This is a genomic window from Deinococcus aerius, assembly GCF_002897375.1.
Classification (GTDB): domain Bacteria; phylum Deinococcota; class Deinococci; order Deinococcales; family Deinococcaceae; genus Deinococcus; species Deinococcus aerius.
Genome location: NZ_BFAG01000025.1, coordinates 1 through 13024, shown reverse-complemented (window position 1 = coordinate 13024; position 13024 = coordinate 1). Strand labels below are relative to the sequence as shown.

Annotated in this window: 10 protein-coding genes and 1 pseudogene; 2 read left to right on the top strand and 9 right to left on the bottom strand. The window is 68.4% G+C overall.

Features of this window, described 5'->3' with window-relative positions; genetic code table 11:
* Window positions 1-7: 7 nt before the first annotated feature.
* The 3 genes from DAERI_RS21270 to DAERI_RS21260 all read right to left on the bottom strand — a co-directional run bounded on the left by DAERI_RS21270 (window position 8) and on the right by DAERI_RS21260 (window position 4380).
* Window positions 8-1192: a sugar ABC transporter substrate-binding protein gene (locus DAERI_RS21270; RefSeq protein ID WP_103131451.1), complete on the bottom strand. Its 1185-nt coding sequence runs from the start codon at window positions 1190-1192 to the stop codon at window positions 8-10.
* Window positions 1193-1255: 63 nt separating this feature from the next.
* The gene (locus tag DAERI_RS21265) at window positions 1256-2380 is read right to left on the bottom strand and encodes a glycosyl hydrolase 53 family protein (protein WP_103131450.1); all 1125 of its coding nucleotides are present in this window, start codon (window positions 2378-2380) and stop codon (window positions 1256-1258) included.
* Complete coding sequence (locus DAERI_RS21260; RefSeq protein WP_103131449.1) at window positions 2377-4380, bottom strand: beta-galactosidase; 2004 nt, start codon at window positions 4378-4380, stop codon at window positions 2377-2379. Before DAERI_RS21260 ends, DAERI_RS21265 begins: the two co-directional genes overlap by 4 nt.
* A 367-nt stretch (window positions 4381-4747) precedes the next feature.
* Between DAERI_RS21260 and DAERI_RS21255 the strand changes: the two genes are divergently transcribed.
* Together DAERI_RS21255 and DAERI_RS21250 are read left to right on the top strand one after the other, a co-directional pair.
* A complete protein-coding gene (locus tag DAERI_RS21255) occupies window positions 4748-5869 on the top strand; it encodes a LacI family DNA-binding transcriptional regulator (protein ID WP_165794327.1) in 1122 nt (373 codons plus the stop codon).
* Window positions 5870-5996: 127 nt separating this feature from the next.
* Window positions 5997-7334: a DUF4158 domain-containing protein gene (locus tag DAERI_RS21250; protein WP_165794326.1), complete on the top strand. Its 1338-nt coding sequence runs from the start codon at window positions 5997-5999 to the stop codon at window positions 7332-7334.
* Between the two features lie 98 nt (window positions 7335-7432).
* Here the strand turns inward: DAERI_RS21250 and DAERI_RS21245 are convergent, their stop codons facing one another.
* The 6 genes and pseudogenes from DAERI_RS21245 to DAERI_RS21220 form a co-directional block, all read right to left on the bottom strand.
* On the bottom strand, window positions 7433-8392 hold the full coding sequence (locus DAERI_RS21245; protein ID WP_133162094.1) for an AfsR/SARP family transcriptional regulator: 960 nt from the start codon (window positions 8390-8392) through the stop codon (window positions 7433-7435).
* Between the two features lie 261 nt (window positions 8393-8653).
* Window positions 8654-9535, bottom strand: coding sequence for an IS3 family transposase (locus tag DAERI_RS21240; protein ID WP_103131445.1), 882 nt, complete (start codon window positions 9533-9535; stop codon window positions 8654-8656).
* The gene (locus DAERI_RS21235; protein WP_165794325.1) at window positions 9529-9798 is read right to left on the bottom strand and encodes a transposase; all 270 of its coding nucleotides are present in this window, start codon (window positions 9796-9798) and stop codon (window positions 9529-9531) included. Before DAERI_RS21235 ends, DAERI_RS21240 begins: the two co-directional genes overlap by 7 nt.
* Before the next feature lie 54 nt (window positions 9799-9852).
* Complete coding sequence (locus DAERI_RS22970; protein ID WP_133162093.1) at window positions 9853-11166, bottom strand: ATP-binding protein; 1314 nt, start codon at window positions 11164-11166, stop codon at window positions 9853-9855.
* A gap of 406 nt (window positions 11167-11572) precedes the next feature.
* A pseudogene (locus DAERI_RS23365) lies at window positions 11573-11917 on the bottom strand (AfsR/SARP family transcriptional regulator); the annotation flags it as partial.
* 537 nt (window positions 11918-12454) lie between these two features.
* Window positions 12455-13024: EAL domain-containing protein (locus tag DAERI_RS21220; RefSeq protein WP_133162092.1), on the bottom strand; the 570-nt coding region annotated here is incomplete at its 5' end.

The window sequence follows — 13024 nt, the reverse complement described above, 5'->3', positions numbered from 1 at the left end:
TCCTCCGTTACTTGATGTTGCCCTTGATCTCCTTGAGCGCCGCCGAGAGGATCGAGGTGTAGTTGGGGCCCGGCTTCTGCACGCTCTGGGCCACCGCGTTGCCCCACGGTCCCCAGACCGCCCCCATCTCCGGCACGTTCGGCATCGGGGTCCCCGCCGAGATCGCCTTGCCGAAGCCCGTGACGACCGGGTCCGCCTTCAGCCGGGTGCGCGCGGCAAGGCTCACGGGGATGCGCCCACCCGCCTGATTGAAGGCGAACTGGGCCGGGCTGGTGACCAGCGCCTTGGCGAACTGCGCCGCCAGGGTCTTGTTCTTGCTGTAGGCATTGAGCACGACCCCCTGAACGCCGACGAACGGCCCCCATTTCCCGGTGGCCCCGGGAGGCGCCGGGATGGTGGTGATGCCGTAGTCGATCCCGGCCTTCTTGATGTCCCCCATGTCCCAGGGACCGGTCACGACCATCGCCAGGCGGCCGCCCACGAACGCACTCTTGGCCGCGTCGGCGGACACGCCCTCGGGCACGAGCTTGTACTTGTAGCGCAGGTCGTTCATCAAGGAGACGGCCTTGAGGGCCCCAGCGTTGCTGATCCCCACATCCTGAACATTCAGGGTGCCGCCGTTGTTCTTGAAGATGTAACTGCCGTAGGCACTGAAGAAGCCGTAGTTGGCATAGGCGTTGCCCAGATCGGTCAGAAAGCCGAACTTGCCGTTCCCGGTGTTCTTCTGGGCCACGCTGATAAACTCGTTCCAGGTGGTCGGGGCCCGGGGGACCAGCTTCTTGTTGTAGATCAGGGCGACGGACTCGGCGAACATGGGGAGCCCGAAGAGCCGTCCCCGGTAGGTCATCGCCTGCACCGCGGTGCGGTCGAGGTCCGTCTTGCTCACCACGTACTTGTCCATCGGCTCGACGACCCCCGCCGCGGCGAGCTGACCCAGCCGGTCCTGCGGGAGGGTGACGACCATGTCCGGGCCCTGACCCTTGGGGGCGGACTGAATGAGCTTGTCGGGAATCTGGTCGAGCGGGACGCTGACGATACTCACCTTGTTGCCGGTGGCCTTCCCGAAGGCGTCGGCCTGAGCCCGGAGCCAGGACAGCTCGGCGGCGTCCGTGAAGTGGCTCCAGACGGTGAGGGTGGAGGCGCTGGCGGTGCCCGCCAGGGCCAGGGACATCAGAACGAACATTCTCTTCATGGCACTCTCCTTGCTTGGAACCCCGGAATGGGGGCTCCGGTCGTGGGCTGAATGGGGTCTGACTTAGTTCAGGCCGTCGATCCCCGCCGTCGCGCGGGCGCCATCGTCGAACAGCGACCGGCGAGAGGCGTCGTCGTCTTTCCAGTCGGGCGCGATCAGCCACCGGCTGCTCTGGGACCAGAAGGCGCCCCAGTAGAAGATGCCGCTGCCTCCGGCGCCCTGGACCACGGGGGTCAGGGCTTTCAGGTAATCGGACTGACCCTGCGGGGTCTGCGGATACGGCAGGTTGGTGTACCCTCCCTGGTTTGGGGCCCAGTAGGAGGCCGTTTCCGCCAGATAGACTTTCGCCCAGGTGAAGTTGGCCCGCAGTTGTTTGATGGTCTCGCTGAGGCCTGAGGAATCGCCATGCCACATCGGGTAGTACGACAGCCCGATGGTGTCCACCCAGCCGCCCACGCCCACAAAGGCCCGGTACCAGGCGACCGTCTCAGCCGCGCCGCCGGTCTTAGCGATGTGAACCATGATCGGCGGCATGGTGGCGTTGCCGCCGCTGGCGTCCCGAACCGCGTTCGCCCCGGCGTTGGTGAGCTTGACGAAGTTCGCCATATTCCCGATTCGCCCGGGCTCCCAGAGCATCCCACCGTTGATCTCGTTGCCGATCTGCACCATGTCCGGCGCCGTGCCCTGGGCCCGAAGCTGGGTGATCACGTCCTTGGTGTAGGTGTAGACGGAGCCCGCGAGGGTGTTCACGTCCTGCCCGGCCCAGCGCGAGGGGGTCCACTGGTTGCCGGGGTCGGCCCACCAGTGGGAGTAGTGGAGGTCGAGCAGCACCTTCAAACCGCGCCCCTTGGCGTCTTTCATCACAGCCTTGACGTAGGGCAGGTCCTGCAACAGCCCATACCGGCCGTCGGGGTCCACCATCAGGCGCACGCGTACCCAGTTGTACTGGTGGTCTTTGACGATCTGGAGGGCGGGCTTGACGGTGCCGTCCCGGTCCTTGAAGACCACGCCGGCCGCCTCCGCCCCCCGGGCTTCGGACACGTCCATGCCCTTGATCCATTCGGTGGGAGCGGTGGCCTGCGGCGCCAGCACGGCCGGGCCAGGCGGCTGGGAGGAGCAGGCGCCGAGCCCCAGGGTCAGCAGGGCGAGCACCGGCAGACGGGAACGTGGCCTCAGAACGCTGTTCATGCCATCACCTCCGAAAGTTGAAGCGGGCGGGCGCTGACCGGAGCCAGCTCCTGACCCTGCCAGATGACGGCGTGACTGCTCCAGTTCTGAAGCAGTGTAACCTCGCCGCGCCGTGAGAGGCGGACGCCCTCGGGCAGCCGTGTGGGTTGCAATCCCGCCCGGCTCAGCAGATCCTCTAGAACCTCGGTGATCAGCGTCTCGCCGTGGGCACCGATCACGGTGACGTTTCCGTGGCGGATCACGGCGCTCTCGCCGTCCAGGGGGCCGCCCCGGTAGCGGTAGAGGGTTTGCGCGCCCTCCATCTCGTAGCTCTCCGCCCACAAGGAGGCGAGGTGCGGCGCTGGCCCTGCCCCCGCGACCTCCTGGCCCATCCCGGGGTACAGGCTGTCGTAGCGCAGCAGCGAGGCCCCGACCAGACGGCCCAACTCGCCGAACTGACCTTCCTCGGGGGTGCGCCCGGACGGGGTGCGGAAGGCGGTGCGAGGCCCGAAGACTAGGGCACTGCCTTCGGCAGCCGCCTCCAGATGCCGGGCGCGCCCGGGCGTCATCAGCGTCAGGGCCGGGGCGACGATCAAGGCGTACCCGCTCAGGTCGGCGTCCGGGTGCAGGATGTCCACGTCCATGCCCAGGGATCGCAGGGCGCGGTAGTAGGCGAAGGTCTGGGCCCAGTAGTTCATCCCCTCGGCGTGGGGCTGCATGTTGTACAGCCACAGGCTCTCGTAGTCGTGGAGCAGGGCCACCCGGGCAGGCACTTTGCCGATGGGGAACGGTGTGGGGTCAAGGGCCGCGACCTCCGCATAGCCCCGGTCCGGGTGCCCGTTATGGCGCAACAGACCGGAATGCAGCACTTCCTGGGCCATGGTGGCCGCGCGCCAGCGGAAGTAGCTCACCACATCGGCCCCGTGGGCCCATGCCTGCGCCGTCCAGAGGGCGACGGCCCCCTTCGCGGGCAGTGGATTGGACGGCGCCCAGTTGACCGGCCCGCACTGCTGCTCCATCACCCAGAAGCCGGGAGCAGCGGCCGCTCCCGAGGGTCCCTTCACCATCCCGCGGTACAGGTCGTGGTTGAAGGCCGTCACGTCCGGGTGACCCGTCCGGGCAAAATCCAACATCAACCCTGGCTCGGCCAGCCCCCACTCCCTCACGGCTTCCAGGGTCCCCGTCGGGTAGCTGTCCCAACTGGCGAAGTCCAGGCACTGGCTCGTCCGGTAGTGGTCGAAGCCGCTGAAAAAGCCCATGTAGTTGTGGGTCACGAAGCGGCCCGGCGAGCACTCGCGCAGGATGGCGACCTGCTCCTCCTGAAACTCGGCGATCTGGTCGCTCGAAAAGCGCAGGAAGTCGAGCGCGTGCGCCGGGTTGACCTCGGCGACCGCCCCGTTGGGGAGGGGAATCTGGTGCCAGGCGCTGTACTCCATGCTCCAGAACACGTTGCCCCATGCCTCGTTCAGCGCCTCCGGGGTACGGTAGCGCTCTGCGAGCCACTGCCGGAATGCCGCCAGGGCCGCCGGGCTGTAGCTCTGGGCGGTGTCACCCCAGCCGAACTCGTTGTCGGTCTGCCAGCCGACCACGGCCGCGTGCTGGCCGTACCGCTCGGCCATCGCCCGCGTGATGCGCCGGGAATGCTCACGGAACATGGAGCTGGAGGGGTCGTAGTGCCGCCGAGAGCCGAAGGTCTTGACCCTGCCGTCCCGCCCGACGGGCAGCACCTCGGGATGCTGGATCACCAGCCAAGCGGGAGGCGCGGCGGTGGGGGTACACAGCACCACCTGAAGGCCAGCCGCCGCATAGGTCTCGACGGCCTCGTCCAGCCAGCGCCACTCGTACTGCCCGGGCTGCGGTTCCAGTCGGCTCCAGGCGAACTCGGCGATGCGGACGAAGCGCAGTCCCAACGCCTTCTGGGCCTGGGCATACTCACTCCAGCAGCCTTGCGGCACATGCTCCGGGTAGTCGCAGACCCCGAGTTCGAGGTGGGAGAGGCGGAGGGGTGGCAATGGGGTCATGGGTACCTCGGGGAAGCCCCCGGCGTGGTGGGCCGGAGGATGAGAACACAGCGCGGGTGCTGTGTCAGGAAGGACTGGTGGGTCCCCCTGGGTTCAGATTGGTACCGTGAAGGTAGGAGATGTTAAGGCTAACACTTGAGGGGTAGATTACCTTCGTCACCTCCATCCTGCTGAGCGACCTTCGATGTCAGGAAATTTTTCAAAAGGCAGCCCTCCAGGAGGAGTAATTCGTCAGGACGTGGCTTCTCGCCGCTGACAAGCGATCTGTATGGGGCCGCGCAAGCTGATTCAACCATGAAGACGCTCCGGCCCCATTGTCGTGATCGGAGGAGATGGTGTTAGCCTTAACATCTACTCGGAGGTTGGCGTGAATATCGGGGGCAAAGCGGCCACGCTAGCCGATGTGGCGGCGTTAGCGGGGGTTTCACAGCAGACCGTCTCACGGGTCGTCAACAACCAGGGTCCGGTGGCCGCCCGAACCCGGGTCCGGGTCATGGAAGCAGTTGGACAGCTCAACTACGTCCCCAACCGTCTGGCCCAGGGCCTCGCCCGGCAGCGCAGTCAATCCATCGGCTTTGCCACCAACGACATCTCCCTGCACGCCCCCTCGCAACTGACTTCGGCCATCGAGGGCGCGGCGCGCTCGGCGGGCCTCAGCCTGATCGTCTCCATCGTGCCGGGCTATGGCCTGGGAAACGTCACCCAGGCGGTGCGCGCCCTCAAGGAGCGCCAGGTGGACGGCGTGCTCATCAACGCGTCCCTGAGCAGTGCGGACGCTGAGGAGGTCGCCCGGCGGTTCTCGGACGTGCCCTGCGTCTTCATGGACGTGCCGCCCGGTGCGGCGGTGAACGCGGCGCTGCTCGACCAGTACCACGGTGCGGTGCTGGCCGCCCGGCATCTGGTGGAGCTGGGACACACCCGGATCGCCTGCATTCATGCCCCGGAGGGCGCGGTGGCCGAACACTCCCGGATGCAGGGCTGGCAGGACGTGCTGCGCGAACACGGCCTCGTTCTGGTGGCCCAGGAGGAAGGCGACTGGAGCCCGGCGAGCGGCTACCGGGCGGCGGTGGCCCTGCTGGCCTCGGGACTGAGCTTCACGGGGCTGCTGGTCGGAAACGATCAGATGGCGGTGGGCGTGCTGCGGGCGCTGTGGGAGCGGGGCCTGAATGTGCCGGGCGACATCTCAGTGATCGGGTACGACGACACGGCGGAGAGTGCGCTGCTGATTCCGCCCCTCACCACGGTCCGGCAGGACTTCCCGGTCCTCGGGCGGCGGGCCTTCGGGCACCTGGGGGCGTTGCTGGACGACCACGATCCGCAGACCACAACTTTGACCCGACCTGAACTGGTCGTCAGAGCCAGCACGGCCCCACCCCGTTCAGGCGAGCACGTGCGGCTGCAAGAAGCCCTCCAGCTCTTGCAACGCCATGTGAGGGAGGGGCCAGGACACCCCCCCCTGGCCCAGCAGGAGAGGCCGGGCGAACGTTGACCGGGGGCGTGTGCCCTGCTGAACAGGACGTCTCTAAGCAGAGAAAGCGCTCTGGCAAGCCAGGTTCGCTGGGTGGGGCAAAGTTGGAAGGGGCTCAGGCACGATGGTCAAACCCTCCTCTCCCTTCTTGACTCCTGCCCAGCGTGAGCAGTTCACGCGCTTTCCCCTCCTCGACGAGCGCACGCTCTCCCGGTATTACCTGCTTGACAACGCTGATCTACTGCTGGTTCGGGAACGTCGGCGGAACTTCAACAGGCTCGGCTTCGCCGTGCAGCTCACGGTGCTACGCCATCTCGGCCGTGCCCTGCGCTCCGGCGAAGCACCTCCCGAGAACGTGCTGGTCGCCCTCGCCGAACAACTCCAGGTGGACCCGGCGTGCTACGCCCAGTACGCCACCCGGGACCCGACCCGGTTTGAGCACTTCGCCGCCCTGTGTCAGCGGTTCGGATACGTGGAACTGTCCCGGCGCTTGAATCACGAATTGCGAGACTGGCTGATGCCGCTGGCCGTCGTTACCGACCAGCCCTTTCCCCTGATGAGCGCCCTGATGGACGAGTTGCGACGGCGCAAGGTGCTGGTGCCGCGCTTCACGGTTCTCGAACGCCTCGTCCAGGCGGCCCGTGTCCGGGCTGACCAGCACACCTACGGCCTGCTCAACCTGCCCCTGAAGGGCGACCTGGCCGAGAAGGTAGACGCCCTGCTCTCCCCGCAAGGCAACGAGCCCATCTCTCGCTTCGCCTGGCTGGGTCGGCCCGTCGGCGCCCCTAAAGCCAAGCATGTCCTCGCCCTCCTCGACAAGCTGGCCTTCGTGCGGACCTTCCCCGTCCAGAGCAACCTGCGCGCCTTCCTACCGCAGAGCCGTCTGGACCACCTGGCCGAGGAGGCGAGGCGCCTGAGCGCCTCGCACCTGGGAGATTTCGAGCCGCAGCGGCGCCGGGCGACCCTGATGGCCTGCCTCTTCGACCTGTCGAAAACGCTGACCGATGCCGTGCTCGATATGCACGACCGCGTGATGGTGTCTCTGCTCCGAGACGGCGAGCGGGAAGCGGCAGAGGCGTTCGGGAAGCAAGGGCCGCCGCTGGTTGAGCAGTTCGGCACCTTTCGGTCGGTCTGTGCGGCCGTCATCGCCGCCCGTGAACAAGGCGCCGATCCCTACCAGGCCATCGAGGCCGTCGTGAACTGGCGGCAGCTCGTCGAGACGGTGCGGGAGCGGGAGGTGGTGCGCACCGAACAACTGGACCCTCTGCACCATGCCCTGGGGAGGTACGCCAAGGTGCGGTCCTACGCCCCCAGACTGCTGGCGGCCTTCTCCTTCCAGGCCGAGGGGACAGCCGCGCCTCTGGTTGAGGCCCTGAACCTCCTGCGCGAGATGTACGCCGCGAACAAGCGGGCGTTGCCCGAGCGCGTCCCTATCGGCTTCGTGCGGCAGAAGTGGGCTGGGCAGGTGTTCAAGGGGTCGCACTAGAGTTGGAACTGAAACCTGCGCTAAGCCCAGTCTAGGGTCCCGACGCGATTCGGCAATTTTTGTGCCCCAAGTGCCCAGAGCCTCCTGGCAAGGTGGGGTCAGTTTAATCGCTGAGCCTGGAGCTGCTGGGCTAACTGCTCCAGCAGGGGCGGAACGTGTCCTACCTCTTTGGCGAAGAAGGCGTGGCTCTCCCAGCAGGCCGTGCGTGCTGCGCTGATCCCGCTCATCTGTGCTGTGGCGCGAATCAGGAAATCGTGCAGGCCTTCGTCGAGGGGATCGACCTCGATGAGCCGTTGTGCGAGCTGAACGCACTTGGCGTAGCTCCCCTCGCTGTACCAGGCGTCCATCGTCTCCAATCCCACGCGGACAATCCAGCGGCTCACTCGGTCACGCTCCGTCTCCACCCATTCGCTCTCCGAACCTTGTAGAAAATCCTTGATATTGAACTTAGTCGTCAGCATGACATCCGGTGACGAACCGAGCAAGGCGTCCCGCACCTGCCCCAGGTCCCACGTCAGGTGTACCCCCTCACACCGAACCCGATACATCTGGGTGGTGGCGTCGTAAGGCACGGAGAGTCCGGGCACCAGGCGCTTGAGTTCCAGCCGCACCTGATGGATGTAGTTCTTCGCTCGCGTGGGGAGGACCTCCGCGAACACTTCGGTCTGCAACGAGGTCAGTGAACTCTCGCCGTACCTGAGCAGATAGGCGAGCACCTCGGCGGACTTGCGCATCTGAAGCCGCACGCGCTGCCCATTAACGAGGATCGCCGGGCTGCCCAGGGTCACCAGCGTGACCTCGGCGACCTGGGGCGCCTGGCTGGCAGGGGCGCACAGGACCCGCTCGTACTCGTGGTCACCCAGCGCGTTGAGGAGATGGCGCGTGTGTGGCAAACCATAGAGTTCGAGAGCCAAGCGCTGTTGGCCCCCTAACATGACGTGGGCGTCCGCCGCCTCGCGGAGCGTCTCACGGGCGGTCTCGGGAGAGCCGAGGACGGCCTGGGCCTCCACCAGATGCAGCAGCGTGACGATCAGAAGCGTCAGGCGCCAAGGGTTCATACACGAAGCGTACTGCACCGTCCAAACAGGAAAAACCTTCGTTTCCGCACCTTTGGCGCACCACGGGGGCTCGCCCGGGTCGTGACCCCCTCTGTGGTTGGAGCGAAGAGCCCGACGACGGCCAACACCAAAGAGGCACTGCGGGCCACGGCAGGCGGAATGACGCTGGCGAGCACCCCTACGCCTGGCCTGGCCCCAAAGTTTGGACGGTTTCGAGTAGAGACTCGGCTCAGGAGCAGGGTACAACACGGGACTTCCTGCTCATCCAGGGGGCGGGATGACGGACTGCTCTGCGGCGCCTTTTCCGCAGAGGAGGTCGGCGGCCCGGCCCCTGGCCTGCTGGGCGAACTGATCAGGTGTGCGGTAGCCCAGCGACGAATGGGGCCGCCTGGCGTTGTAGAACGCCCGGTAGCCATCCAAGACCACCTGGGCGTGCCGAGCCGAGTAGAACACTTCCTGATTCAGACACTCCTCCCGGAGCCGAGAGTGAAAGCTCTCGGCAAACCCGTTCTGCCAGGGTTTGCCGGGTTGAATGAACCGGGTGCCGATGGCCTGAACGGCCAGCCAGACCCCCAGGTCACGGGCAATGAACTCGGGGCCGTTGTCACTGCGGATGAATTCGGGTGCACCACGCTGCCGGATGACCTCGTGTAAGACGTCCTTCACGTCCGCGGACGTGAAGGACTGCGCGACCCGCAGGGCCAGGGATTGCCGGGTGAATTCATCGGTCAGCGATAGGATTTTCAGGGTCGTCCCCCCCAGGGTCTGGTCGAAGATGAAGTCGTACGTCCAGACGTGGCCGGGGTACTCGGCCTGCATTGGGATGGACGCGCCAGTGCGGATTTTCCTGCTGGGCTTGGCTTTGACGGTGAGGGCTTCTTCGCACCAGAGGCGCCGGACCTTCTTCCGGTTGAGGTGATGCCCCTCCTGGACCAGCAGGGCATGAATGAAGCGGTAGCCTCGCCGTGGATACCGCAGGGCCAGTTCACGAAGATGTTGCCGGAGTTCGCTGTCCTGGCGCCGCTTCGGCTGGTAATGCCAGGTGGATTTGGGCAGGCCCACCAGAAAGCAAGCCCTTGCGGGCTTGACGCGGGCCGTGACGAGTTCCTTCGCCACGGCACGTTTCTCGCTGGGCGTCACCACTTTTTCTGAATCACCTCCTTCATGGCATCGAGTTCCAGGCGCTGCTGGCCGACGATCCGCAGGAGACGAGCGTTCTCCTTTTCGAGCTGACGAAGCCTCCGGGCTTCGTCAGCGGTGGTGTCGCCGTACTGCTTCTTCCAGGTGTAGTAGGACGCAGTGCTGCATCCCAGGTCGCGGCACAGCTCCTCAACGGGCTTTTCGCCCTTCTTGGCGTCTTGGAGCAGCTTGATGATCTGGTCTTCGGAGAACTGACGGGTTTTCACAGGGTTCGCCTCGCTTTCCAGCCTAGGGCTGGGGGCGAGCCTGAGTCTCTAGTCCTAACCGTCCAGTTTTCGGGGGGCACCCCACGGGCCGCACAGGGCCGCGCCGCCCTCCAGCCACAGCAGGGCCAGCAGGGGCTCGGGTACGTCCCCGAACTCGCGCAGGCCCCGCTCGGCGACCTCCAGGGCGCGGGCCTCCTCATCGAGTTCGGTGTAAAAGTGCGCCCAGCGCACCGCCTGGTGCAGGCGCTCCTCGGCGGGCAGGGCGAGCCGCTCCGCGAGGGCCGAGAGGGCCTCCAGCGCGGCGCGGCGCTCCTCCCGGCGGTCGAGGAAGCGCAGGTGCTCGACCACCTCGGCGTGGATGGCAAAGGCGGTGGGGTCGTCCGGCCCGTCCGCCAGCGCCCGGCGGTACTCGCCCAGCGCCTGCGCGTGCGCGAGGACGGCGGCGGCGGCCTGGGCGGCCCGGACCCGGTGGGGCACGGCCTCGCGGGGCCGCCCCGCCCGTTCGAGGTGGTGGGCGACGTGGGCGGGGGCGCCGCCCTGCCGCAGCAGCGCCTCCGCCAGCTTGCGGTGCAGCAGGCGCCGCCGCTCCGGGCCGAGCGCGCTCTCCAGGGCCGAGCGCACCTGCTCGTGGCTGAAGCGGTGACCCCCACCCGCCACCGTGAGTAGGCCCGCCGCCACGGCCTGTTCCAGGGCCTCCACCGCCTCCCACTCGGGCAGCGCGCTCGCCCCGCCCAGGTCGGTCAGCGTGAAGGGCTCCCCGGCGAGGCTGGCGGCCTCCAGCAGCCGCCGCGCCCCGCCCCCCAGCCGCGCGGCCCGGGCGAGCACCGCCCCCCGCACGCTGTCGGGGAGGGGCAATTCGGCGTAGTCGCGCGTCTGGTCGTCGTAGGGGGTGGCCCAGGCGCCGCCGGGTTCCAGGTGCAGCGCCCCGGTGTCGGCGAGGTGCCGCAGCGTTTCCAGGAGGGCGAGGGGGTTGCCCCCCGTCGCCCGGTGCAGCCGCGCGGCGAAGAGCGGCGCCTCCCCACCCGACAGCACCCAAACGAGGTCCCGCACGCCGCGCTCGCCCAGCGGTTCCAGGACCAGGCGCTCCAGGGGAATCTGGCGACCCAGCGCGAGGACCCCCTGCCGGGCGGCGTCCGTGTCCGCCTCGCCCCGGCGCAGGGTGAGCAGCACCCGGTTGGGCAGACGCAGGGCGGCCTGCGACAGCACCTCGACGCTGGGGTAGTCCATCCACTGGAGGTCGTCTTGCACGATCACCACGTCCGGGGGAATCAGCGCGGTAAGCACCCGCACGAGCGCCTCCACGAACCGCGCCCGGCCGTCCGGGGTGGGCGGCCCGGGGGGATCGTCGCCGGGCCACAGCTCGGGCACCAGGCGCGCCGCCTCCCGCCGCCACACGGGCGCGACAGTCCCCAGCAGCCCTGGGGCGCGCGGGTCCCCGAGGGGCCGAGCGCAGGTTGGCCGCCGCCGCCCACAGGGGCGTTGCCCCCCCGGGCCGGGTGGAGCGGTGAAGCAGCACCGGGCCGTGCGCGCGGGCGAACTCCAGGGCAAGGTGGGATTTGCCCACGCCCGGCTCCCCCTCGATGAGAATCAGGCGTGGGGCCGCCTCCAGTGCCGCCCATTCCCGCTCGCGCCCGACCAGGGGCGGGTCCTGGGGAATGGCGGGGCGGCGGGGCGGGGTGGGGACCGCCGCCTCTTCCCCCCACGACTCGCGCGCCCGGATTCGCCCGGACAGGGCGCGGGTTTCCGGCAGCGGCTCGAGCGCGAGGTCGCGCCGCAGCACCTCCCGGCAGCGCTCGTACTGGGCCAGGGCCGCCCCCCGCTCGCCCAGCCGCGCGTACAGGTGCATGACGGCGCGGTGGTGGGTCTCCTGCAACTCGTCCTCGGCGAGCAGGGCGAGGTGGACGCCCAGCGCCTCCCGCCACTCGCCCCGCGCCTCCAGGGCCTCGGCCTGCCGCAGCGCCGCCGCCTGGCGTTCCCGCGCGACTCCCGCGCGCGTCCGCTCCAGCCACTCGCTCCACACCGAACTCTCCAGCTCCAGCCCGTCCAGAAGTGGCCCGCCGTACAGGCCCAGCGCCCCGGCCCAGTCCCCCCGCGCGGCCCGCTCCCGGAACTCGGCCACGTCGGTCGTCACCTTCCCGGCGAGCGCCACGTGGGTCTCCCCCACCGCCAGCCAGCGGGCGAGCGGTGTGTGCCCGAGGCGGTAGAGTTCCTGGCGCAGGTTGCGCCGCGCGTCCCGCTCGGGCAACTCCCACAGCAGCCCGGCGAGCACCCCGCGGGGCGCCGGGCCGCTGAGGGCCAGGTACGCGGCCAGGGCGAGGGCCTTGCGCGTGGGCAGGGTCACGTCCTGGCCGTTCACCACGAGGCCGGGTGAACCGAGAAGCTGAAGCCGCGCCGCGCTGGCCGTCACACCATCACCTGCCGTCCGGGTCCCCGGGCAGGGGCGTCCGGGAACATCCCCGGGCGTGCCCCCAGTGTAGGCGGTGGCGGGGTGGATGCCCAGACCCGGGGCGGAAGCCTGGGCGGTGGCCTTCACGCTGTAAGCGCCCTCTCGACCGAACGTTCAGAGGAGGCCCGGTCCTCCCCCGGCGTCCTCCACGCCTCTCCCGGGCCGTTCAGAGGGCGGCCACGTGCCAGGCCGCCGGGTCCCCAGCCTGTCCTAGTTCAGGCTCCTGTAGCCCTCGCCTGCCGCCGCCTGCCCGGCCTCCGGGGCGAGGGGCAGGCACCGCTCCAGCACCGCGGGGGCCAGCGGTTTGGACCAGTGGAAGCCCTGGCCCACGTGGCAGCCCAGGTCGCGCACCACGTCGAGCTGGGCCTGCGTCTCGATCCCCTCGGCCACGACTTCGAGGTCGAGCGCCTGGGCGATGCTGAGGATCGCCTCGATCAGGGCGAGGGCGTACTGGGGGGCGCGGCGGGGCGCACTCAGGTCGCGCACGAAGGAGCGGTCGATCTTGATGCTGCTGATCGGCAGGTCCCGCAGGTACGACAAGGACGAGTACCCCGTCCCGAAGTCGTCGATGGTCAGGGCCACCCCCAACTGCTCCAAGGCACACAGGGTCTGCTGCACCCCCGCGAAATTGTGCAGCAGCACGCTCTCCGTCAGCTCCAGTTCGAGGTGTTCGGCGGCCAGGCCCGTCTGGTGCAGCGCCGCCGCGACGGTCTCCACGAAATTCGGCTGCGTGAGCTGGAGCGGGGCGACGTTGACCGCTACTTTGAGGCCCTGCTTGCC

Coding starts and splice junctions, on each gene's coding strand:
- DAERI_RS21245 (WP_133162094.1), bottom strand. CDS start 8,392: ATGAACCCTTGGCGCCTGACGCTTCTGATCGTCACGCTGCTGCATCTG.
- DAERI_RS21260 (WP_103131449.1), bottom strand. CDS start 4,380: ATGACCCCATTGCCACCCCTCCGCCTCTCCCACCTCGAACTCGGGGTC.
- DAERI_RS21270 (WP_103131451.1), bottom strand. CDS start 1,192: ATGAAGAGAATGTTCGTTCTGATGTCCCTGGCCCTGGCGGGCACCGCC.
- DAERI_RS21265 (WP_103131450.1), bottom strand. CDS start 2,380: ATGAACAGCGTTCTGAGGCCACGTTCCCGTCTGCCGGTGCTCGCCCTG.